Origin of the sequence: Streptomyces sp. CC228A, assembly GCF_021390935.1 — a bacterium.
Classification (GTDB): domain Bacteria; phylum Actinomycetota; class Actinomycetes; order Streptomycetales; family Streptomycetaceae; genus Streptomyces.
Genome location: NZ_JAJPUI010000005.1, coordinates 356,035 through 378,127, shown reverse-complemented (window position 1 = coordinate 378,127; position 22,093 = coordinate 356,035). Strand labels below are relative to the sequence as shown.

At 73.4% G+C, this 22,093-nt stretch carries 16 protein-coding genes; 13 read left to right on the top strand and 3 right to left on the bottom strand.

Annotated features, from left to right (window positions below):
* Positions 1-63 precede the first annotated feature (63 nt).
* Positions 64-5,040: an RICIN domain-containing protein gene (locus L6E17_RS17175; protein ID WP_374109069.1), complete on the top strand. Its 4,977-nt coding sequence runs from the start codon at positions 64-66 to the stop codon at positions 5,038-5,040.
* Positions 5,037-5,762 carry a hypothetical protein gene (locus L6E17_RS17170; RefSeq protein WP_236241620.1) on the top strand — a complete coding sequence of 242 codons (726 nt, stop codon included), beginning with the start codon at positions 5,037-5,039 and terminating at the stop codon, positions 5,760-5,762. Before L6E17_RS17175 ends, L6E17_RS17170 begins: the two co-directional genes overlap by 4 nt.
* A gap of 221 nt (positions 5,763-5,983) precedes the next feature.
* Here the strand turns inward: L6E17_RS17170 and L6E17_RS17165 are convergent, their stop codons facing one another.
* Positions 5,984-6,814 (bottom strand): DUF2785 domain-containing protein, encoded by an 831-nt coding sequence (locus L6E17_RS17165; RefSeq protein WP_236241619.1) that lies wholly within the window; start codon positions 6,812-6,814, stop codon positions 5,984-5,986.
* A 98-nt stretch (positions 6,815-6,912) separates the two neighbouring features.
* Between L6E17_RS17165 and L6E17_RS17160 the strand changes: the two genes are divergently transcribed.
* The 3 genes from L6E17_RS17160 to L6E17_RS17150 all read left to right on the top strand — a co-directional run bounded on the left by L6E17_RS17160 (position 6,913) and on the right by L6E17_RS17150 (position 10,065).
* On the top strand, positions 6,913-7,365 hold the full coding sequence (locus L6E17_RS17160) for an SseB family protein (RefSeq protein WP_071265326.1): 453 nt from the start codon (positions 6,913-6,915) through the stop codon (positions 7,363-7,365).
* Between the two features lie 506 nt (positions 7,366-7,871).
* Positions 7,872-8,843, top strand: a complete 972-nt coding sequence (locus L6E17_RS17155; protein ID WP_236241618.1) for a pirin family protein — start codon at positions 7,872-7,874, stop codon at positions 8,841-8,843.
* A gap of 151 nt (positions 8,844-8,994) precedes the next feature.
* The gene (locus L6E17_RS17150; RefSeq protein WP_236241735.1) at positions 8,995-10,065 is read left to right on the top strand and encodes an AI-2E family transporter; all 1,071 of its coding nucleotides are present in this window, start codon (positions 8,995-8,997) and stop codon (positions 10,063-10,065) included.
* On the opposite strand, the gene L6E17_RS17145 is transcribed toward L6E17_RS17150, so the two are convergent.
* On the bottom strand, positions 10,011-12,149 hold the full coding sequence (locus L6E17_RS17145; RefSeq protein WP_236241617.1) for a SpoIIE family protein phosphatase: 2,139 nt from the start codon (positions 12,147-12,149) through the stop codon (positions 10,011-10,013). The genes L6E17_RS17150 and L6E17_RS17145 overlap by 55 nt on opposite strands.
* A 149-nt stretch (positions 12,150-12,298) precedes the next feature.
* Here L6E17_RS17145 and aspS point away from each other — a divergent pair, with 149 nt between their 5' ends.
* Both aspS and L6E17_RS17135 read left to right on the top strand, forming a co-directional pair.
* A complete protein-coding gene (gene aspS / locus L6E17_RS17140; protein WP_236241616.1) occupies positions 12,299-14,071 on the top strand; it encodes an aspartate--tRNA ligase in 1,773 nt (590 codons plus the stop codon).
* A 253-nt stretch (positions 14,072-14,324) separates the two neighbouring features.
* On the top strand, positions 14,325-15,056 hold the full coding sequence (locus tag L6E17_RS17135; RefSeq protein ID WP_236241615.1) for a L,D-transpeptidase family protein: 732 nt from the start codon (positions 14,325-14,327) through the stop codon (positions 15,054-15,056).
* A 427-nt stretch (positions 15,057-15,483) separates the two neighbouring features.
* Here the strand turns inward: L6E17_RS17135 and L6E17_RS17130 are convergent, their stop codons facing one another.
* Complete coding sequence (locus L6E17_RS17130; protein WP_236241614.1) at positions 15,484-16,470, bottom strand: LuxR C-terminal-related transcriptional regulator; 987 nt, start codon at positions 16,468-16,470, stop codon at positions 15,484-15,486.
* A 135-nt stretch (positions 16,471-16,605) separates the two neighbouring features.
* Between L6E17_RS17130 and L6E17_RS17125 the strand changes: the two genes are divergently transcribed.
* From L6E17_RS17125 to L6E17_RS17100, 6 genes are read left to right on the top strand one after another with little or no spacing between them, the layout of a single operon-like run.
* Entirely contained in the window at positions 16,606-16,755 is a 150-nt protein-coding gene (locus L6E17_RS17125) for a hypothetical protein (protein ID WP_236241613.1), read from the top strand.
* 46 nt (positions 16,756-16,801) lie between these two features.
* Positions 16,802-18,016 carry a 5-aminolevulinate synthase gene (gene hemA, locus L6E17_RS17120; protein ID WP_236241612.1) on the top strand — a complete coding sequence of 405 codons (1,215 nt, stop codon included), beginning with the start codon at positions 16,802-16,804 and terminating at the stop codon, positions 18,014-18,016.
* A gap of 36 nt (positions 18,017-18,052) precedes the next feature.
* Entirely contained in the window at positions 18,053-18,916 is an 864-nt protein-coding gene (locus L6E17_RS17115) for a TauD/TfdA family dioxygenase (RefSeq protein WP_236241611.1), read from the top strand.
* Positions 18,904-19,863 carry a 3-oxoacyl-[acyl-carrier-protein] synthase III C-terminal domain-containing protein gene (locus tag L6E17_RS17110; protein ID WP_236241610.1) on the top strand — a complete coding sequence of 320 codons (960 nt, stop codon included), beginning with the start codon at positions 18,904-18,906 and terminating at the stop codon, positions 19,861-19,863. The genes L6E17_RS17115 and L6E17_RS17110 overlap by 13 nt, the downstream gene beginning before the upstream one ends.
* Positions 19,860-21,071: an acetyl-CoA carboxylase biotin carboxylase subunit family protein gene (locus tag L6E17_RS17105; RefSeq protein WP_236241609.1), complete on the top strand. Its 1,212-nt coding sequence runs from the start codon at positions 19,860-19,862 to the stop codon at positions 21,069-21,071. Before L6E17_RS17110 ends, L6E17_RS17105 begins: the two co-directional genes overlap by 4 nt.
* Positions 21,068-22,084: a zinc-binding dehydrogenase gene (locus L6E17_RS17100; protein ID WP_374109068.1), complete on the top strand. Its 1,017-nt coding sequence runs from the start codon at positions 21,068-21,070 to the stop codon at positions 22,082-22,084. The genes L6E17_RS17105 and L6E17_RS17100 overlap by 4 nt, the downstream gene beginning before the upstream one ends.
* Positions 22,085-22,093: the final 9 nt, after the last annotated feature.

Here is a 22,093-nt window from a genome sequence, read left to right as displayed (position 1 = left end):
GTCCTTCCGTCCTGCTCCGCTGGTGCCCCCGCCTGCCCTTCACCGCTATGAAGGGACCCCCCCTTGAGCCCCAGACCAGGGCCGTTCATCCGCAGACCACGCAGAACCACCCCCGCGTCCCCGTCCTCACCGTCCTCACCGTTCGCGTCGCTCGTCGCCGCCGTGGCCGCCGCCGCGGTCCTCGGCGGGCTCGCCGTGCAGCCCGGCCTGCCGGACCGGGTCGCCTCGCCCCGCATGGCGCCGGTCAACGACCACGAGAACTGGTTCGAGGACACCCCCGCCGAGCAGCTGCGCCAGGACCAGTGCCTGATGGCCGACGTGCTGCGGCTGGGCGGCCCCGCGATGACCGCCATCGCCCAGGACGGCCTCAACCGGCCGCAGGACAAGCTGCGCGCCCTCGCGGACCGGCAGTACTGGGAGAAGACGCCGCTGGCCGCCGCGTACGACAAGGACCGGCAGAGCGCGTCCAAGGAGCTCGACGCCCTCAACGCCCTGTGGGACAAGTGGAAGAAGCCGCTGGACGGGCTGGAGACCCCCGGCGGCTTCACCGTCACCGGCTTCCACTGGCCGCCGGGCTCGCCGGGCGACGGGAAGGAGGACTTCTACGGCCAGACGGGGCTGACCCAGTGGGTCGCCGACCGCTTCTGGAAGGACGAGGGCGACTTCTACGAGGACCCCACCCCCAGGGCCGACGAGAAGACGGTCAAGGCGGTCAAGGACCTCGGCACCCCCCTGTACGGGAAGGACCCGGACCCCGAGCTTCCCGAGTGGAACCGGCAGTACTACGAGCACCGGGCCTTCGACCACCTGGCGAACTGGCCCCTGGAGCCGACCGGGGCGGACAACGCGCGGCTCTTCCTCGCCGCCGGAGGATTCCCCCGCAGCGCGCCCGGCCCCGAGTCGGCCGAGCACCGGATCGCGGTCGAGGACCTGAAGACCCGGTTCGCGTCGTGCGCGTGGCGCGACCCCCTCGACCCGAACGCCGTCCTGCGGACGCTCACCGACACCGCCGCCGCCGAATGGCAGCAGGAGGTCGCCTCCCAGGCGGTGCAGCGCAACCAGATCCTCGACGCCAACGAGAACGCCACCAAGGCCCTCGCCACCGGCGCCAGGACGCTCGGCGAGATGCTGGGGCACTCCTGGGTCGCCGACCGGCTGGCCCGGTGGCAGGACTACTGGTCCGCGGGCGGCGTCGGCTGGATCGGCGACAGCCCCGTCACCATCGAGGTGCCCGGAGCGAAGGGCAAGTGCCTCGACGTCCAGAGCGGCGGCAAGGCCAACGGCACCGCCGTGCAGGTCTACACCTGCAACGGCTCGGCGGCGCAGCAGTGGCTCATCGAGGGCGGCGGCCGCGAGATGCACCTGCGGAACGTCAACTCGTACAAGTGCCTCGACGTGTCGGGCGGCAAGGCCGGCAACGGCACGAAGATCCAGATCTGGTCCTGCAACAACTCCCCCGCCCAGAGCTGGGACTTCGGGGTCCGCGGCACCACGGCGCTGAAGAACGCCGGCACGGGCAAGTGCCTGGACCTGCACAAGTTCACCAACGGGCACGACGCCTGGCAGTGGGGCTGCAACGGCACCGCGGCGCAGCAGTACCGGATCAAGCCGTCCGGGCACAAGGGCACCGACAGCCTCAGCTACCCCGACAAGGCGCAGTTCGACAAGGCGAAGCGGGGCGTGGCCGCCGCGCAGGCCGCCGCCAAGCGGGAGCTGGGCGTGCTGAAGGCCCAGGCCGCCGCCGCGAAGCGGGCCGTCACCGCGTCCGGCACCGCCGAGCAGGCCGCGTACGCCCTCGCGGACGCGAGCGGCGCCCCGCGCGGCCGCGGCCTGCTGGTGGGACAGCAGAAGGCGCAGGTCACCAAGGGCGCGGCAGCCGCCCTTGAGGCGATGGTGAAGGCCGGGGAGACCGCCGAGGCCGCCACCCGCGCCTCCGCGGGCGACAGCGCGACCATCATGCAGCGCGCCCTGGCGCAGGCCGCCCAGTCGAAGGCCGAGTTCCGGAAGGAGGCCGCGGCCACCGCGGAGCTCCAGGCGAAGGCCGCGGCCGACGCGGCGAAGCTCCACCGGGACAACGCGAAGAAGGACAAGGAGACCGCCGAGGCCAAGCTCGCCGAGACGCTGCGGGCGGAGGCCGACGCCAAGGCCGCCGCCTCCGACGCGCACGCGAAGCGGCTGTCCGCGGAGGCCGAAGAGAAGACCGCGAAGAAGGAGAAGGAGACCGCCGACGCCAAGAAGGCCGAGGCGGCGCAGCACCGCAGGACCGCCGAGGCGGAGGCGGCGAAGGCGAAGGAGGCCCAGTCCGCGGCCGAGTCCGCGGAAGCCACCGCCGTCGACAAGCAGAACGCCGCGGAGAAGGCCCGCGACAAGGCCCGCGAGCTGCGGGACGACGCGTGGGACGCCGAGCAGAAGGCGGACGCGGCCCGCGCCAAGGCCGACGCGAAGGAGGCGTACGCCCAGGCCCGCGAGTCGAGCGGCGACGCCCAGGAGGCCCGGGACGCCGCGGACGCGGCCGACCGGCACGCCACCGCAGCCGAGGCCGCCGCGGGACGCGCCCGCTCCGCGGCCGACAGCGCCACGAAGGCCGCCGCCGAGGCGGACGCCGCGGCCACCCGCGCCGAAGCGGCCGCCAAGCGGGCCCGCTCCGACGCGGACGCCGCCCACGCGGCGAAGCTCCGGGCGGACGCCGCGGTGAAGACCGCGACCAGCGCCGCCGCCGACGCCATCGCGGCCGCGCAGCACGCCGCGGGCGAGGCGAAGGCCGCGGTCAAGCTGGCCGACGAGGCGGAGGCGAAGGCGAAGACCGCCAGGACCCACGCCGACACGGCCCGCAAGGAGACGGCCGAGGCGTACGCCGCGGCGGCCAAGGCCGCCGGATACGCCCACGTCACCGCGCAGGCCGCGGTGGACGCGGGCCACTCCGCCGCGCAGGTCGCCAAGCCCGCCAACGACGCCGTCCAGCTCGGTTCCCCGTACGTCACCACCGACTCCGCCGCGGGCCTGGTCGTGCTGACGGGGCAGGCGTCCAAGTCGATCGCCGAGCAGCAGAAGGCCGTCGCCGACGCGCACGCCAAGAACGCGCAGGAGGAGGCCGCGGCGGCGCAGGCGCTCGCCGAGGCCGCCCAGGGCGACACGAAGGCCGCCTACCAGCACGCGGCGAACGCCGCCGGGCACGCGGCGCGGGCCCGTACGTACGCGAAGGAGGCCCTCGGCTACTCCGCCGCGGCCGCGACCGCCGCGTCCAAGGCCGCCCAGTCGCAGGCCAGGGCCGTGGAGTACGGCCGCCAGGCAGCCGAGGACGCGGCGGCCGCCGACCAGGCGGCCGGACGCGCCGAGGGCCACGCCAAGGACGCCCGCGCCTCCGCCGACCAGGCGGCGCTGGACGCGCAGGCCGCGCGCTCCGCGGCGGCCGCGGCCGAGCAGGCGGCGAAGGACGCCCGCGCCGCGGCGACCCGCGCGGACGAGGCCGCCACCGCGGCCGAGCAGGCCGCGAAGGACGCCCACAAGTACGCCGAGGAGGCGCAGAAGGCCGCCGAGGCGGCCGAGCGGAAGAAGGCCAACGAGCAGATCGCGACCGGTGCGGGCACCGGGATCGGCGGCACGTTCTACGACGTCGACGAGGACACCCTCAAGATCACCGACACGAAGCAGCTCAACGACTGCGTCATCGAGATCGGCTTCGATGGCTGCACCGTCACCTTCCGCGTCACGTTCGACGTCGAGGTCGACTTCTTCCTCTGCACGAACCCGGACGTTCCGGCATCGGCGTCCGGCTGCCCGTCGGCGCACACGCTGCTGCTCGGCACGGAGCCGTTCAAGGGACTGACCAAGGAGGTCACCCAGTACTTCAGCAAGCTGGACCTCATCCAGCAGACCGTCGTCTACCGGGTGCTGAAGGCCGTCCTGGTCCAGGACTTCGTCGACTGCTGGCACGGCAGCGCGAGCGGCTGCGCCTGGGCGGCGAGCAACTTCATCCCCGGCAAGGCGTTCGGCAAGGTCGCCGAGGCGATCAACGCGCTCGACGCGGCGCTGCGCACCGGCATCGGGGTCACCGACGCGTTCAAGGCCCTGAAGGCCCTGGACGGCGTGGACCCGGCCACCCTCGCCCGCATCGAGGGCACGGTCAACGCCTACGAGGACGTGGTCACCGCCTGCCGGGTCAACAGCTTCCCGGCCGCCACCCGGGTCCTGATGGCGGACGGCTCGCGCAAGGCGATCGAGGACGTCCGCGTCGGTGACGTGCTGCTCGCCGGGGACCCGGAGACCGGGCGGTCCGCCGCACAGCCGGTGACCGACACCTTCCGGCACCCCACCGAGCGGCTGGTCGACATCACCCTGGCCGACGGGGCCCTCACCAGCACCGCGGGCCACCGGTTCTGGGTGGACGGCAGGGGCTGGACCCTGGTGTCCGACCTGCGCACCGGGGACCGGCTGCGGACCCCCGACGGGACGCTGCACGCCGTGACGGGGCTGCGCACCCGGACCGGCCTGGAGCCGCGCCAGGTGTACGACCTGACGGTCGACGAGCTGCACACCTTCTACGTCAGCACCGAAGGCGCCCGGCCGCGGGACGTCCTCGTCCACAACTGCACCGACATCATCGGCGACGAGGGCATCAGCGGCGCCCACACGCTGGGTGAGCACGTCAACAAGAGCGATCGCCAGATGGCGGCGAAGGCGGAGGCGTCGAGGGGCGGCATCGCCACCCGGTGGGACTCCAAGGAGATCGCCGCGCGCGCCGTCGACGACGCCATGCGGCAGTGGATCGCGCAGCCCGGCAAGGCCGACGAGCTGAGCGCCTGGATCCTGAAGCGGGCCAACCAGGTCGGCAAGGGCAAGGGCTTCGACCCGAAGACCGACCTGAAGACCATCCGCTGGGAGCTCCGGGGCGAGAACGGCCTGGGCAAGCAGTGGGTGAAGAACGGCGCCCAGGGCGTGGACGCCGGGAACGTGGTGGTGATCCAGCTCAAGTACGTCCCGAAGAAGGAGCACGCGTCCAAGTACGTTGTCTACACCGCCTATCTGGAAGGGAAGCGGTGACGGGCGAAGACCAGGAAGCCGACGGCGGCCGCGGCGCGTACGGCGAGGACCTGTACGTGACGGACGTCGGCCTGACCTGGGTGACCTCCAAGTGGGACATCCCGGACGCCCTCTCCCCGGAGGACGCGCAGCGGTACCTGCCCGACGGCGGGCCCGCCGCGTGGTGGCTCACGCTGCCGCAGGCCGCGGTGGAGGAGTTCGACCGCACCAAGGCGCGGCGGCTCGGCCAGGACGTCCGCGTCCTGGTGGAGTCACCGCTGCCCGACGCGGTGCTCCGCACGGTGTGGCTCGGCGCCACGCACGGCGGCTTCGACCCGCGGGCCCACGGCTTCGACGCCCGGGGCTGGCTGCGGGCGCTGGAGGCCGCGTGGCTCGACCGGGTCCGCCGGGACGACCCCGCGTTCCCGCCTCCGCCGCCGGAGCCGGTGGCGGACGCGGAGGCACGGCAGGCCGTCCTGCGGGCGATCGGCCCCGTCGCGGACGCCCTGGACCGCGCGGCGGCGCACCCGCCGTACGGGTCCGCGGTGACCGGACTGGTGCCCGCGCTGGAGCAGGTCGTCACCGGGGCCTGCGCCGACCTGGGGTTCCGGCTGTTCCTGCGCGCCGTGAAGGCGTACTTCGTCGAGGTCGACACGGTGAGCCGGGACGCCTTCACGGCGCTCGGCGAGCGGTTCGCGTATCCGCGGTTCCTGGTGGGTGACAACCTCAACCACCGGGTCTGACCACCGCAACCCCGCAGGGCGGAGGGACACGGGTTTCCGTGTCCCTCCGCCCTGTCGCATCCGGGCCCGCGAGGACGCCCCCTGCGCCGGGACGCCGACCTCCCGTCCGCCGCCGGGCGCGCCGCCACCGCTGCCGGGCGCGCCGCCCCGGCCGATGAGCGGGCGCCGCCGGGCGGGCACCCGCCCGTCAGCCGCGCGGGCACCCCTGCGGGTCCCTGGGGCTAGTACGCCTGGAAGGCGGGTTCCAGCACCTCCGCCACCCGGCGCTTGACGGCCGCGGGGTGGCGGAGCGGCACGCGGGGGCCGCCGCGGTGGAGCCGTACGCCGAGGTCGGCCAGGAGGTACAGCATGCGCAGGGTGCGCATCGCGTTGGAGGTGTGCGCGGCGGTGGTGGGCACGCCGGGCGGGCGGCCCGCGGCGAAGTGGGCCTCCAGGGGGTCGAGCCAGCCGGTGGCCTCCGCCTCGGTGAGGTCGGGGCGGGTCAGGCAGCGGGCCACGGCCTGGGCCAGCCGGTCGTCCTCCTGCTGGGCGAAGAGCTGGTCGGTGGGGGCCAGGAGGCGGGCGGCCGCGACGGCGGGCATGTCGGCGGGCGGCACCTGCGGGTGCAGCCCGAACGTGCCGAGGAGGTCCGCCCCGTGCGCGACGGCGTGCAGCCAGCCCAGTGCGGGGTCGTGGCCGCGCAGGTCCTCCTCCGCCGGGTACCAGCGGCGGAAGGCGGCCGTCCAGGCGGGATCGAGGTCGCCGCGGCGGACGATCATGTCGAGGACCAGCGGTGCGAACGTCCTGGCCTGGATCTCGGGGTCCTCGAAGCGGCCCGCCATCACCGTGCCGAGACGGGCCCGCAGCGGCCCGTCGACCACGTCCCGCTCGATCCAGGTGCGCAGCACCACGTACGGGTAGCCGTCGCGGACCGCGGGGTCCGGGTCGCGCAGGGCCGCGGCGAGTTCGTCGACCAGTGCGGGCAGGTCCGCTCCGGCCGGTACGGCGCAGCCGGCTTCGTACACCCGCTGCCAGCGGGCCGGGTCGACCCGGGGGTCGTCGATCGTCGTCATACGGGGAGCTTCCGGGCCGACGGCGCGGCGGGCAACGGCCTTTCGGGATTCCCGGGCGCGGTCACGGGGGCGGTGACGCACTCAGTACGCTTGCGTACATGTACGGCTACGAGCAGAACCCGGGTGCACAGCAGTACGCCCCGCCGCACCAGCAGGGGTACGGTCAGCAGCCGCCGCTGTATCCGGAGCCGTCGCCGCCGTCGCTCGCGGACGCGGTGCGGGCCTTCACGACCGGGTCGCTGTCGTCGGAGGACTTCCAGCAGATCTTCGCCACGTCCAAGGTGTACTGCCCGCGCGGCGACAACCCGGGCTTCCTGGCGCTGCACAACACGCAGCAGCCGGTCATCCCGATGTTCTCCACGCTGAAGCAGCTCAGGCGGTACGCGGGCAAGGAGTCCAAGTACTTCGTGATCACCGGGGCCGAGGTGCTCGACCTGCTGCCCACCGGCTACGGCTTCGTGCTGGACATGGAGGGCGAGCACCGGATCGTCGTGGACGCGAAGGCCGTGGAGGAGATGGTCGACTTCGCGATGCGGCGGATGTACGGCTAGGCGCTGTTTCGAGCAGGGCGGGCGGCCGCTGATGCGGTGAGCTCGCCCGCGGTCCTGGTGCGCTGCCCGTGACGGCGGCTGCGGGGCCGATGGGCCTCCTGTGCGCGATGCCCACACTTCGGGGGTGCGGCGTGCCCGTGTGCCGTCCGGCCTGCCGGGGGCCCCTGCCGCGTACGTGAGGGTGGCGCGGGCGCCGAGGCGGCTCGCGGGCATCCGCTGTCCGTGCCGCCTGCGGGTGTCTGCTGGGCGTGGGGCAGTGGGGCGTGGGGGCCTGCTGGAGTGCGGCCCTGCGGTCGTGCGGGAGTGCGGGCCTGCGGTCGTGCGGGCCTGTGGCCGTACGCCCTGCGGCCCTGCGCAGGCGGCTCGCGGGAGCGGCGGTGGACGCGTGTGGCCCGGGGGCGGTGCGGGGAGGCGGGAATGGCGGCGGCCGGCGTGGTGTTCCCCTAGGCGGGAAGTTCAGGTTTCAACTAACCTGGACCCGAGTCGTACCGGCCCTGGAGGTCCGCATGCCTGCCGTAACCGTCGAGAACCCGCTCACCCTGCCGCGCGTGGCCGCGCCCCTCGACGCACCGGCCCGCAAGGTGCTGGCCGTCACCACGGCACCCGCCGGCTTCGAAGGCGAGGGCTTCCCCGTGCGGCGCGCCTTCGCCGGCATCCACTACCGCCACCTCGACCCGTTCATCATGATGGACCAGATGGGCGAGGTGGAGTACCAGCCCGGCGAGCCGAAGGGCACGCCCTGGCACCCGCACCGCGGCTTCGAGACCGTCACCTACATCATCGACGGCGTCTTCGACCACCAGGACTCCAACGGCGGCGGCGGCACCATCACCAACGGCGACACGCAGTGGATGACGGCGGGCGCGGGCCTGCTGCACATCGAGGCCCCGCCGGAGCACCTCGTGGTGTCGGGCGGCCTCTTCCACGGCCTCCAGCTGTGGGTGAACCTCCCGGCCACGGACAAGATGATGGCGCCCCGCTACCAGGACATCCGCGGCGGCCAGGTCCAGCTGCTCACGTCCGCCGACGGAGGCGCCCTGCTGCGCGTCATCGCGGGCGAGCTGGGCGGCCACCAGGGCCCCGGCATCACGCACACGCCGATCACGATGGTCCACGCCACGCTGGCGCCGGGTGCGGAGGTCACGCTGCCGTGGCGCGAGGACTTCAACGGCCTCGCGTACGTCCTCGCGGGCCGCGGCGCGGTCGGCGCCGAGCGGCGCCCCATCCGGTCCGGTCAGACCGCCGTCTTCGGCGCCGGGGGCTCGCTGACCGTCCGCGCGGACGCGCAGCAGGACGCGCACACGCCGGACCTGGAGGTCGTCCTGCTCGGCGGGGAGCCCATCCGGGAGCCCATGGCGCACTACGGGCCGTTCGTGATGAACACCCGCGAGGAGCTGGTGCAGGCGTTCGAGGACTTCCAGGCGGGCCGGCTGGGCACCGTCCCCGCCGTGCACGGCATGACGGAGGGCGGGCTGTAGGCCCCGCGAGAGAACCGACCGGTCCGGCGGCCGCGACCGCCGGGGCAGCGGCCCGCACCCCTCCGCGGGGCGGGCAGGCTGACGGCACGTCATCCCGGCGGGCCCCCGGCGGGCGAACGCCCGCGCGGTGTGGTGGAGTGGTGGGGTGCTTCTGTCACCGCTGCCCGAACCCGTGCGGCGACTCGCCGCCTGGTGCGTCGTCGTGCTGCTCGTGACGGCCGTGGCCTACATCGTCATCTGGCTGTGCGTCACCTTCCAGACGGCCCTGACCGCCATCCTCCTCGCCGTGCTCGGCGCCGCGCTGCTGCGGCCCGTCCACCGGCGGCTCGTCGACTGGCACGTCCAGCGGTCCCTCGCCGCCGGACTGACCTGCGTCGCCGTGGTCGCCGTCTTCGGCGGCGCCGGGTACATCGTCGTCACCGCGCTGATCGACACCGGCGACCAGATCGTCGAGTCCCTGCGCCAGGCCGTGCGCGACCTGGCCCGGCTGGTCGGGGCGCCCGGCACGACCCTGGACGACCTGATCACCCGCGGCTGGGACCTGCTGCGGAGATTCGGCGGCGGCGCCGCCTCCGGCGTGGTCAGCGGCATCAGCCTCCTCAGCCAGGTGCTGACGATCGCCCTGCTCGCGCTGCTGCTGCTGTTCTTCTTCCTGCGGGACTCCGGACGCGTCCTCGACGTCCTGCGCGACATCGCGCCCGGCGACAGCGCCGGAACCCTGGAAGCCGTCGCCCGGCGCGCCTTCGAAGCGGTCGAGGGCTTCATGCGCGGCACGACGATCGTCGCCCTCATCGACGGCGTCTTCATCACCATCGGACTGCTCGTCCTCCAGGTGCCGGGGGCCTTCGGGCTCGGCGCGCTGGTGTTCGTGGGCGCCTACATCCCGTACCTGGGCGCGTTCCTCTCCGGGGCCGTCGCCGTCCTCGTCGCCCTCGCCGACCGGGGCCTCGCCATCGCGCTGTGGACCCTGGGCGTGGTGCTCGCCGTGCAGACGCTGGAGGGCAACGTCCTCCAGCCGGTCATCCAGAGCCGCACCGTGCGGATCCATCCCGCCGTCGTCCTGGTCGCCCTCACCGCGGGCGCGTCCGTCGCCGGCATCCTCGGCATGCTCCTCGCCGTGCCGTTCACCGCCGCCGCCGTCGGCATCGCCGGCGAGCTGCGCAGCCGCTACGGAAGATCCGGCACCCCGGCCGGCAGCCCGCCCGCGGCGCCCGACTCGTAGAGCTCGAACCAGATCGACTTGCCCTCGCCGCGGGGGTCCACGCCCCAGGCGTGCGCCAGCATCTCCATCAGGACCAGACCGCGGCCCGAGGACGCCATCTCGCCGGGGCGGCGCCGGTGCGGCAGCTCGTCGCTGCCGTCCGCGACCTCCACGCGCAGCCGCCGCTCCCCGTGCAGCCCCGTCGCCTCCGCCACCAGCAGCGCGTCCCCGTCGGTGTGCACCAGGACGTTGGTGACCATCTCCGACACCATCAGGACGGCCGCGTCCACCTGGTCCTCGTCCGCCCAGTCGTGCAGCAGTTCCCGCAGCTGGTGCCGGGCGGCCGCGATCCGCTCCGGCTCCGCCTGCGCCACGCTCAGCACCGTGCGGCGCGGCGCCGACACGCGGGACGCGGGCGCGGCCGTGCGGGACAGCAGCAGCACCGCGATGTCGTCCTCGCGGCGGTCCGCGAACGGGCCCGTGGTGTGGTGCGAGGCCGGACCGTGCACCGCGTGCACCAGCGCGTCGGCCAGTATGTCGAGCGACTCCGAGGCCGGCTCGTACTCCTCCAGCAGCTTGCGGACCCGCAGCCAGCCCGTGTCCATGTCGTGCCCGCCGGTCTCCAGCAGGCCGTCCGTGCAGATCATCAGGGTCTCGCCGGCCTCCAGCACCAGCCGGGTCGTCGGATAGTCCGTGTCCGGGACGATGCCGAGCGGCAGCCCGCCGTCGGTGTGCCGGAGCAGGACCGTGCCGTCCGCCATGCGCAGCGCCGGGTCGGGGTGGCCGGCCCGCGCGATGTCGACCGTGCCGGTCGCCGGGTCCACCTCCAGGTACAGGCAGGTCGCGAAGCGCGGCCCGCCGTCCTCGCGGTCCCCGCCGGGGCCGCCGTCGCCGTTCGCGCCCTCCGTGATCCCGCACAGGAACCGCGACGCCCGCGACAGCACCGCGTCCGGGCGGTGCCCCTCCGCCGCGTACGCCCTGAGCGCGATCCGCAGCTGGCCCATCAGGCCCGCCGCGCGCACGTCGTGCCCCTGCACGTCGCCGATGACGAACGCGACCCGGCCGCCGGGCAGCTGGATCATGTCGTACCAGTCGCCGCCCACCTGGAGCCCGCCGCCCGTCGGCACGTACCGCGCGGCCACCTCGACACCGGGGATCGCGGGCCCCAGCACCGGCATCATGGCCCGCTGCAGGCCCAGCGACAGCTCCCGCTCCGACTCCGCGACCCCGGCCCTGGCCAGCGCCTGCGCCAGCATGCGCGCCACGGTCGTCAGCACCGACCGCTCGTCCGGTGTGAAGCTCACCCGGTACGTGAAGGCCGCCATCCACGCGCCCATCGTGCGGCCCGCCACGATCAGCGGCAGGAACGCCCACGACTCCCTGCCGAAGCGCTGCGCCAGCGGCCACGTCGCCGGGTACCGCTCCCGGTAGTCGTCCGGGGTCGGCAGGTAGATCGCCCGGCCCGTGCGCACGACCTCCGCCGCCGGGTAGTCCGTGTCCAGCGGCATCTCCGCGAAGGGGCCCTCGTCGCCGGCGTTGTGCCCGTGGTGCCCGATGATCGTCAGACGGTCGCCGGACACCCCGAAGACCGCCAGCCCGTCCGGGGAGAATCCGGGCATCGACAGCGACGCCGCCACCCGCAGCACCTCGGCCGTCGACCTGGCCTCCGCCAGCGCCCGGCCCGCGTCCAGCAGGAACGCCTCACGCGAGCGCCGCCAGTCGCCCATCACCGGGGCCCGGCCCGCCGTGCCGGGCTGCGGCTCCGCGGTCTCCTGGAGGGTGCCCACGAGCCGGAAGCCGTCCGCGTCCAGCAGCGGCTTGCAGCGGGTCCGCACCGTCCGCACCACCCGCCCGCCCTCGTCCATGACCCGCAGGCGGGACTCCGCGAGGGTGCCCTCGGTGAGGGCCAGGTTCACCAGCCCGTCGATCTCGTTCCAGTCGACGGGGTGGAAGCGGGAGCGGACCGCGCCCTCCGTGAGCTCCACCGGCTGCGCGGGCAGCCCCAGGAGGCGGGCGGCCTCCGCGTCGAGCGTGACGGTGCCGGTCGCGTTGTCCCAACGCCACAGGCCGGTCAGGACCGCGGCCAGGACGTCCTCGGTGCGCATTGCCCCACTTTAAGAAGATGGACCGATGAATCGCCACTGTGCGGGCGCTGTGAGCTGCGGCTCAGTCATCCAGGGCCGCCGTCTCGGGACGGACGGTAACCTTGACGGGTCGAGCCATACCCACCACCCAGAAGACTGGATGAACGACGATGCATCGGTACAGGTCCCACACCTGCGGCGAGCTCCGCGCCTCTGACGTCGGCACCGACGTCCGGCTGAGCGGCTGGCTGCACAATCGGCGCGACCTGGGCGGCATCCTCTTCATCGATCTGCGCGACCACTACGGCATCACGCAGCTCGTCGCCCGTCCCGGCACCGCCGCGTACGAGGCGCTCGACAAGCAGACCAAGGAATCCGTCGTACGGATCGACGGCAAGGTCGTCTCGCGCGGCACCGAGAACGTCAACCCGGACCTGCCCACCGGCGAGGTCGAGGTCGAGGTCTCCGAGGTCGAGGTGCTCGGCGCCTCCGGCCCGCTGCCGTTCACGATCAACACGGACGACGGCGTCAACGAGGAGCGGCGCCTTGAGTACCGCTTCCTGGACCTGCGCCGCGAGCGCATGCACCGCAACATCATGCTGCGCACCGCGGTGATCGCCGCGATCCGGCAGAAGATGACCGCGCTCGGCTTCAACGAGATGGCGACGCCGATCCTCACCGCGACCTCCCCCGAGGGCGCCCGCGACTTCGTCGTCCCGTCCCGCCTCAACCCGGGCCGCTTCTATGCGCTGCCGCAGGCGCCGCAGCAGTTCAAGCAGCTGCTGATGGTCTCCGGCTTCGACCGCTACTTCCAGATCGCGCCCTGCTTCCGCGACGAGGACGCCCGCGCCGACCGCTCGCCCGGCGAGTTCTACCAGCTCGACGTCGAGATGAGCTTCGTGACGCAGGAGGACGTCTTCCAGCCGATCGAGAAGCTCATGACCGAGCTGTTCGAGGAGTTCGGCAACGGCCGCCACGTCACCTCGCCGTTCCCGCGGATCCCGTTCCGCGAGGCGATGCTGAAGTACGGCTCCGACAAGCCGGACCTGCGGGCCAAGCTGGAGCTCGTCGACATCACCGACGTGTTCGCCGACTCCGAGTTCAAGGCGTTCGCCGGCAAGCACGTGCGCGCCCTGCCGGTGCCGGACGTCGCCGGGCAGCCCCGCAAGTTCTTCGACTCCCTGGGCGAGTTCGCCGTCGAGCACGGCGCGAAGGGCCTCGCCTGGATCCGCGTCGGCGGCGACATGGCCTTCACCGGTCCCATCGCCAAGTTCCTCACCGAGGAGGACGTCAAGACGCTCGTCGACCGCCTCGGCCTGAAGCCGGGCCACGCGGTCTTCTTCGGCGCCGGCGACGTCGACGAGGTCGCGAAGATCATGGGCGCGGTCCGCGTCGAGGCGGCCAAGCGGGCCGGCCACTTCGAGGAGGACGTCTTCCGCTTCTGCTGGATCGTCGACTTCCCGATGTACGAGAAGGACGAGGAGACCGGCAAGATCGACTTCTCGCACAACCCCTTCTCCATGCCGCAGGGCGGCATGAAGGACCTGGAGGAGAAGGACCCGCTCGACATCCTCGCCTGGCAGTACGACATCGTCTGCAACGGCGTCGAGCTGTCCTCCGGCGCCATCCGGAACCACGAGCCCGACATCATGATCAAGGCGTTCGAGATCGCGGGCTACGACCGCGACACCGTCGAGCGCGAGTTCGCGGGCATGCTCCGCGCGTTCCGCTTCGGCGCCCCGCCGCACGGCGGCATCGCCCCCGGTGTCGACCGCATCGTCATGCTCCTCGCCGACGAGCCGAACATCCGCGAGACCATCGCGTTCCCGCTGAACGGCAACGCGCAGGACCTGATGATGGGCGCCCCCACGGAGCTGGAGGAGGCGCGGCTGCGGGAGCTGAACATCGCGCTGCGCAAGCCGGTGGCCGACAAGGGCAAGTGAGCCGCGCGGCACGCCGCACACCCTGGGCGCGGGCCCCGGACCGGAGGAATCCGGCCCGGGGCCCGCGTGTTTCTGTCGACTGGGCCGCCACCCGCAACCCCGCACGGGCGCAGAGGCGTTGACAAGGGGTGAAGCCCCGGCACCGGCACCTCCGGCTCCTGCGAAAGGCCCGACCCATGCCCGTGTTCCGCCGCCCGCGCCGCCGCCTCCCCGTGGTGGCCGCGGTGCTGTTCCCGCTCCTGCCGGTGACCGCGTGCGCCGACGGCGGCCCACCGGACGGGGAGCGGCGCCGCCCGCCGGCCGCCGGGGCGAAGGGCCCCGGCGACCACGGGACCCCGCCGCCGCCCGCCGGGCGGGCCGCGGCGGCGTGCCCGCGCTGCCGCCGCCCGCCCCGGCGGACATCCCCGGGCTCGGCCCGCGCACCCGCGCCGCCCTCGACCCGGCCACGAGGCAGGCGGTCGTCGTCCGCGGGAAGGACCGGGACTCCAGCGACTCCGCCGTCACCCTCTACGAGCGCCCCCCGGGGGCCGGCTGGAAGGCGGTGGCAGGCCCGTGGCCCGCGCACAACGCGGTCAGGGGCTGGACCGACCACCACGTGCAGGACGACCTGCGCTCGCCCGTCGGCGTGTACGGCCTGACGGACGCCGGCGGCCTGCTCCCCGACCCGGGCACGAGGCTCCCGTACGACCGGGGCCCGGCCTTCACGGCCACCGGCACCGGCGCCCTCGGGGAACCGCTGGCGGGCTCCTTCGACTACGTCGTCGCCATCAACTACAACCGCAAGCCGGGCACGTCCCCCCTGGACTGGACCCGCCCCCTGGGCGTGGAGCGCGGCGGCGGGATCTGGCTCCACGTCGACCACGACGGGCCCACGCAGGGGTGTGTATCCCTGGAGAAGCCGCAGATGAAGGAGGTGCTGACGTGGCTCGACCCGTCGGCGCGGCCGGTGGTGGTGATGGGGGACGTGCTGAGCCTGGCACGGTGAGGGCGGACCGCGTGCCGCGAGCCGCGCGGGGGTGGGTCGGGTAGGGGCGGGTCGCGTGGGCGCGGTGTCGGGGGCGCGCTGCGCCCGGCGCGGTGGGGTGCTGGGCCCGGCGGTGCGCCGGGGCCTGCCGGGGCGGGGTGCGGGGGCGGCGGTGCGCCGGGGCCTGCCGGGCCGGGTGCGGGGGCCGGCGGTGCGCCGGGGCCTGCCGGGCCGGGTGAGGGGGCCGGATCCCCGGCGCGGGGGCCGCGGTCTGGCGCGGCCGGGCGCGTGCCGTGGGTTCGGTGCGGCGGGTCCCGTGCCGGCGGGCGCCGCGGGGCTGGAAGGGCGGCGGTCACCGCGGAGGCGGCCCGCTGGTGCGCGGCCCGGTGGTGCGCGGTCCGGTGGTGCGCGGCCCGGGGGGCTGCGGTGGAGGCGGCCCGCGGTGCGGTCAGACCGCTTCGGCCGCCGGCTCGTCCTCGTCCAGCAGCCCGGCCTTCGCGATCAGGTAGGCGAGCTGGGCGCGGCTGCGGCTGCCGAGCATCTCGGACGCCTTGCGGATGTGGGTGGCGACGGTCCGGGTGCTCATGCCGAGGCGCCCGGCGATCGTCTCGTCCGTGTAGCCGTTGACCATGAGCTGGAGGACCGCGCGGCGGGTCTCGTTGGCGAGGAGCGGCGGGCGGTGCGCGCTGGGGGCGTAGTCGAGGGGGACGGCGCGCTCCCAGGCGTGGTCGAAGATCCCGACGAGGTAGCGGATGAGGCCCGGGTGCTCGATGGCCAGCGCGAACTGGCGGCGCTCCTCGGCGGGGTCCGGGACGAAGGCGATCCTGCGGTCGCAGACGATGAGCCGGTCGAACACCTCGTCCAGGGTGCGCACCTCGGCGCCCGCGGCGGAGACCTGCTCCACGTACGACAGCGTGGGGCCGTGGGTGCGGACGGTGTGCTGGTAGATGGTGCGCTGGCGGACGCCGCGGCGGAGCGCGGCCACGTCGGAGGGGAGCGCGTCCTCCAGCAGTTCCTGAGCCCGGCCGCCGCCCGGCTGGGCCGTCAGCAGCTCCTCCTGGCAGGAGTTCACCACGCTTTCCAGCGTGGCGTTGATGGCGGCAGCGCCCCGGATGACCCGGACGCCGGAGTCGCTTCCGACAGAGCGGTAGACCTCCTCCACCTGGTGCACCGCGGACCTGGCCTGGGCCAGGACCCGCTGCGTGGACTCGATGCTCTGCTCCATGGGCACGAGCAGGGAGTTCGCCGCGAGCCCGGGCGGGATGGGGACGAGCCGGCCGTCGCCGCCGCGGTGGACGAAGCCCAGAGCGATCAGGCATTCCGGGCATTCCTCTGGCTGGAAGTGGCCCTTCAGTACCTCCGCGTAGAAGGTCAATCCCTCGTCGCACACCGGCGGAAGTCCGGTTTGCTCTTGTTCGCCACTTCTCGTGCACATTTGTCTAACCTTCAGGTTCTGGCGCTTGCATGATCATGCTGCTGGATTTCCCTGTTCTGCGCGACCGCCAGGGCGCATGATTCTGGTCACGGGCCGGAAGTGGTGGCCCGACAGGATATTGGGGGGAATTTTTTCATGCTGAAGGCAAAGATCCTTCGTTCCGTATTCGGCGTACTCGGTGCGGCGGTCCTGGCCGTTCTGGCGGCGGACGTGCAGGCGGGTACCGAAGACCGGCCGGAGCGCGCCGCGGTCGCCGCCCCGGCGGACGACTCGCGGTGGGGCTGACCTTCCCCGTCGCGCCACTGCACCGAATACCAGTGACAGGAGACCCATGTCCGCCAAACAGCTTTCCGTGCGCCCGCCGGCCCCGTTCGAGGGCTTGGCCGACAAGCTGACGGACCTCAAGACCTCAGGCCTCTACCGGGAGTTCACCCCCTGCTCGTACCTCGCGGAGGAACCGGGGTACGCGCTGCACCAGGGGCGGCGCATCCAGGTGTGGTGCACCAACGACTACCTCGGTATGAGCCAGAACCCGCAGGTCATGGAGGCGCAGATCGCCTCCACGCGGCGGCACGGCACCGGCAACGGCGGCTCCCGCAACATCGCGGGCACCAGTGAGGCCCACGTCGAACTGGAAGCCCGGCTCGCGGCCTGGCACCGCCGCCCGCGGGCGCTGGTCTTCACCAGTGGATACGTGGCGAACTTCGAGACGCTCACCACCCTCCTCGCGGCCGAACCCGACACGGTGGTGTTCTCCGATTCACTGAACCACCGCTCGCTGATCGAGGGGATCCGCTCCGTCGGGAATCGCCGCCACATCTTCCCGCACAGCGATGTGGAGGCCCTGGAGGAACTGCTCGCCCAGTACCCCGTCGAGCGGCCCAAGCTGATTGTCTTCGAATCCGTCTACTCGATGGACGGGGACATCGCACCGATCAGCCGGATATGCGATCTGGCGGATCGGTACAACGCCATGACGTATCTCGACGAGACGCATGCAATCGGCGTCAACGGCCCCACAGGTGCCGGTATATGCGAGGAGATCGGCGAGTACCGGCCCACCTTTGTGCAAGGTGTCTTCGGAAAGGCCGTCGGCACCACCGGCGGCTACGTCGCGGGCCCCGACACGGCCCTCGACTACGTGCGCTCGTACGCGCCCGGCTTCATCTTCACCACCACCATCCCGCGGTCCAGCCTCGACGCCACCCGGCGCAGCCTCGACGTCATCCAGGGCGAGCAGGGCGCCGAGATGCGGCTGCGGCTCACGGCGAACGCCGCCCGCATGCGGACCGCGCTGCACCGCGCCGGGATCGACTTCATCGACGCGGAGAGCCACCTGGTGCCCGTGCTGGTGCCCGGCGGCGAGCGCGTCAAGGCCGTCTCGCGGCGGCTGCTGGACGAGTTCGACATCTACGTCCAGCCCATCAACTACCCGTCCGTCGCCAAGGGCGGCGAGCGGTTCCGCGTGACGGTCGCGCCCTTCCGCACCCAGGAGCAGATCGACGGTTTCGTCCGCGCCCTGCGGACCTGCCTCGACGCCGCCTGACGACCGCCCGTACCCACCCCTGCCAAGGACCCACGCATGCAGATCAAGGACATCACCCCCTTCATCGGCTCCGAGATGACCGGAGTGACCTACGAGGACCTCCAGGACCCGGAGGTGTTCCGGCAGCTCCTCGACGGCGTCCACCGGCGTGAGCTCGTGGTCGTCCGCGGGCTGGACCTCACCCCGGAGCAGCAGATCGCGCTCGCCTCCCGGATCGGCCGGCCCGTGCCGTTCCTGATGGCCAAGTACCGCCACCCCGACCACCCGGAGATCATGATCTCCTCGAACGCCATGCGGGCGAACCGCCCCGTCGGCGTCGCCCGGGTCGGCAACTTCTGGCACCAGGACTCCTCGTACGTGAAGGACCCGGCGCCGTACACGATGCTGCACGGCGTCGACGTGCCCGGCACCAGCGGCCACACCCTCTACGCCAGCGCCGTCGACGTCTACGACCGGCTGCCGCAGCGGTGGAAGGACCGGATCGCCGGGCGCACCGCCCTGCACACCGTCGGCAAGCGCCAGCGCATCGCGCAGGAGCACGTCGGGCTGTCCATCGCGGAGTTCAGGGCCCTCGTCGAGCAGCAGTACCCGCCGACCGAGCACCCCCTGGTCAAGCAGGACCCGCACACCGGCCGCCCGTACCTGTACGGCGCACCCGAGTACATGCAGTCCGTGGTCGGCTTCGACGCCAACGAGAACGAGGAGTTCTTCGCGGTCATCGACGGGCTCATCCAGGACCCGGACCACGTCTACACCCACCGCTGGACCAGGAACGACCTGCTGGTGTGGAAGACCGCGACGACCTACCACGCCGCCACCGCGGTCGAGCCCGGCGTGGACCGCACCGTGCACCGCGTGAGCATCGAGGAGCGCGGACAGGACGCGCAGTGGGCGGCATAGCCGACTTCGCCGTCCGCTTCCCCTCCGCGAGGGCCGACCTGCGCGCCATGCACCGCGCCTCCGGTGTGGCCCTCGCGGACCTGGCCGCGATCACCCACTGCGACGGCTTCCCCGTCCTCGCCGACGGCGAGGCGGTGTGGGAGCTGGCCCGGGAAGCGGCCCGGGACGTGCTCGCCAGGACCGGCACGGCGGCCTCCCGCATCCGGCAGGTCGTCTACGCCGGGTCCGGCGAGTGGGACCGGCCGTTCTGGTCGCCGGCCGCGAAGATCGCCCACGAACTGGGCGTCGACCGGGCCCACTGCTTCGAGGTGGCGAACTTCTGCAACGCCGGGATGACGGCGCTGCGCCTGCTGACCGTGCCGGGCGCGCTCGGGCCCGGCGACCACGCGCTGGTCCTGGTCGGGGACCGGCTGAGCCGGATGGTGGACTACGGGGACCCGGATGCCAAAGCTCTGTTCAACCTCGGTGATGCGGCTGCGGCGATACTGCTGGTGGGCGGTGCGGGCCGTTTCCGCGTCCTCCACTCCGCGATGCGCACCGACGGCAGCTGGTCCGACTACTACGCGGGGGAGCACGCGGACGGCCGGGTGGTCATCCGGCGCGCCGCGCACCGCGGCGGCCTCGCCGACGCGTACGTACGGCACTTCACCGCGCTGGTCGACGAGACGCTCGACGTCCTGGGCAGGGAGCGCGAGGACATCGCGTACTTCCTGATCAACCACGGCGACCGCACCATGCACCTGCGGCTGCTGGACAGCCTGGGCATCCCGGCCGGACGCAGCGTCTTCAACTACCACCGCCTCGCCCACATGGGCGGGACCGACACCCTCATCGCGCTCGGGGACCTCGAACGCGCAGGCCGGCTGCGCCGCGGCGACCTGATCATGCTCGCCACCAGCGCCATGGGCTTCAGCTGGGGCATCACGACCTTGGAGTATCAGGGATGAAGATCCTCGTCATGCACCAGGTGCCGTACCGGAAGATCGACTACCACCGTGCGATCGACCACGAACGGCACGACGTGACGTACATCGGCCACCCCCACCGGATGGCCGACCTGCCCGACGGGCTGCGCTGCACCCGCCTCACCCTGGACGCGGACGAGGACCTGGTCGCCGGGGTGTGCGCCCGCACCTCACCCGCCGACGGGTACGAGAAGGTGCTCGCCCTGTCCGAGTTCGGCATCGCCGAAGCCTGCTCCGTGCGCCGGCACCTCGGCATCGACGGGCCGTCCCCCGAGCAGGTCGAGCTGGTGCGGGACAAGGTGCGGATGAAGGAGGCCCTCGCCGGTTCGGGGCTGCGCCACCCGCGGTTCGTCCGCGAACCGTCCCGGTGCAGGCCGCTGCCGTGGACCGGCCGCACGGTGCTCAAGCCGCGCCAGGGCGCCTCCAGCGAGGACGTCACGGTCCACGAGACGGCGCGGGACGCCCTCAGCGCGTACTGGAGGCTGCCCGACCCGGCGGCGTTCCAGCTGGAGGAGCACATCGACGGCGACATCCTGCACGCGGACGGCCTCGTCCAGGACGGCCGGCTGGTGGACCTCTCCGTCAGCCGGTACGTCAACAAGCCCGTCGAGTACGCCGCGGGCACACCGCTCGGGTCCCACCAGGAGCCGCACACCCCGGAGCAGCGGGCCTTCGCCCAGCAGGTCGTCACGGCCCTCGGCATCGAAGAGGGCTCCCTGCACCTGGAGTTCTTCGAGACCGCCGAAGGCGAACGGGTCTTCCTGGAGGTCGCCAACCGGGTCGGCGGCGCCGCGGTCGTCCCCCTGCACGAGCGGCACACCGGCGTGCACCTGCCGTCCCACGAGATCGCCGTCCGCCTCGGCCTCGACCGGCCCGCGACGGGCCGCCCCAGCGGCCGCTACCACGGCTGGCTGGCCTTCCCCGGCCACCACCTGCCCGGCGGCACCCCGGCCGCCGTCACTGTCCCGGAGGCGCTGCGCACCCACCCCTGCGCCGACCGCGTGCACACCCTGGCCCCCGGCCAGGCGTCCCCCGCGCACATCACCTACCAGGAGTGGGAGGTCCCGGTGTTCATCGAGGCGTCCCACAGCGACGCGGCGCAGCTGCGGCGGTTCCTGGAGGAGTGCGCCCGCACCGTGGCGGTCGACGCAGGCCCGCAGCCGGCGGCGGAGCGGCAGGTGGCCGCGTGAGCACGCCCACCGCACGCTCCGCGCGGGCCGTGCAGCAGGTCCGCCGCCCTCAGGGCATGCCCGTGCCGGGCGACTTCGCCGAGGTGGAGCTCGCCCTGCCGCCGCTCACCCCGGGCACCGCCCTGGTGGAGAACCTGTGGCTGTCCGTGGACCCGTACATGCGGGAGTGCATGGACGGCGACTGGGACCTGCACGCCCCGCTCGAAGGCCGCTCCGTCGGGCGGGTCACGGAGTCCCGCAGCGCCGAACTGCCGGTCGGCTCCCTCGTCTTCCACCGGGACGGCTGGCGCACCCGCACCGTCCTGACACCGGCCGAGGCCAGACTGCTGCCCGCGTACGAGGGGATCGCCCCCGAGTCGTTCCTCGGGCTGCTCGGCGGCACCGGGCTGACCGCCTACGTGGCGCTCACCCGGATCGCCCGGCTGCGGGCGGGCGACACCGTGTTCGTGTCGGCGGCGGCGGGCGGTGTCGGCACCGCCGCGGGGCAGCTCGCCCGGCTGCTGGGCGCCGGGCGGGTCATCGGCAGCGCCGGGTCCCCGGCCAAGGCGCGCTTGCTCACCGAGGAGTTCGGGTTCGACGCCGCCCTCGACCGCAGCGCCGCCACCCCGCTCGCGCAGCAGCTCCGGCAGGCCGCGCCGGACGGGATCGACGTCTACGTCGACAACGTCGGCGGCGACCACCTGGAGGCGGCGATCGCGTCGATGCGGGAGTTCGGCAGGATCGCCTGGTGCGGCGCGATCGCGCAGTACAACTCGGCCTGCCCGCCCGCCGCCCCGCGCAACCTCTTCGACCTCGTGGAGAAGAGCATCCGCCTGGAGGGCTTCCTCGTCGCCCGCCACGGGGACGCGCAGCAGGAGCTTGAGGACTTCCTCGTGCCGCACCTGAGGGCGGGGCGCGCCGTGGACCGGCTCAGCGTGACCGAGGGCTTCGACCACGCCGTCGACGCGTTCCTCGGCATGCTGCGCGGCGCCAACACCGGCAAGGCCGTCGTGCGGCTCGACCCGCACGGCTAGCGGTGCGGC

Excerpts from the sequence above, each read along its gene's own strand:
- L6E17_RS17165 (WP_236241619.1), bottom strand. The coding sequence starts at position 6,814 with ATGACGACGATCGACGACCCCCGGGTCGACCCGGCCCGCTGGCAGCGG.
- L6E17_RS17160 (WP_071265326.1), top strand. The coding sequence starts at position 6,913 with ATGTACGGCTACGAGCAGAACCCGGGTGCACAGCAGTACGCCCCGCCG.
- L6E17_RS17155 (WP_236241618.1), top strand. The coding sequence starts at position 7,872 with ATGCCTGCCGTAACCGTCGAGAACCCGCTCACCCTGCCGCGCGTGGCC.
- L6E17_RS17145 (WP_236241617.1), bottom strand. The coding sequence starts at position 12,149 with ATGCGCACCGAGGACGTCCTGGCCGCGGTCCTGACCGGCCTGTGGCGT.
- aspS (WP_236241616.1), top strand. The coding sequence starts at position 12,299 with ATGCATCGGTACAGGTCCCACACCTGCGGCGAGCTCCGCGCCTCTGAC.
- L6E17_RS17130 (WP_236241614.1), bottom strand. The coding sequence starts at position 16,470 with ATGTGCACGAGAAGTGGCGAACAAGAGCAAACCGGACTTCCGCCGGTG.
- L6E17_RS17125 (WP_236241613.1), top strand. The coding sequence starts at position 16,606 with ATGCTGAAGGCAAAGATCCTTCGTTCCGTATTCGGCGTACTCGGTGCG.
- hemA (WP_236241612.1), top strand. The coding sequence starts at position 16,802 with ATGTCCGCCAAACAGCTTTCCGTGCGCCCGCCGGCCCCGTTCGAGGGC.
- L6E17_RS17115 (WP_236241611.1), top strand. The coding sequence starts at position 18,053 with ATGCAGATCAAGGACATCACCCCCTTCATCGGCTCCGAGATGACCGGA.
- L6E17_RS17105 (WP_236241609.1), top strand. The coding sequence starts at position 19,860 with ATGAAGATCCTCGTCATGCACCAGGTGCCGTACCGGAAGATCGACTAC.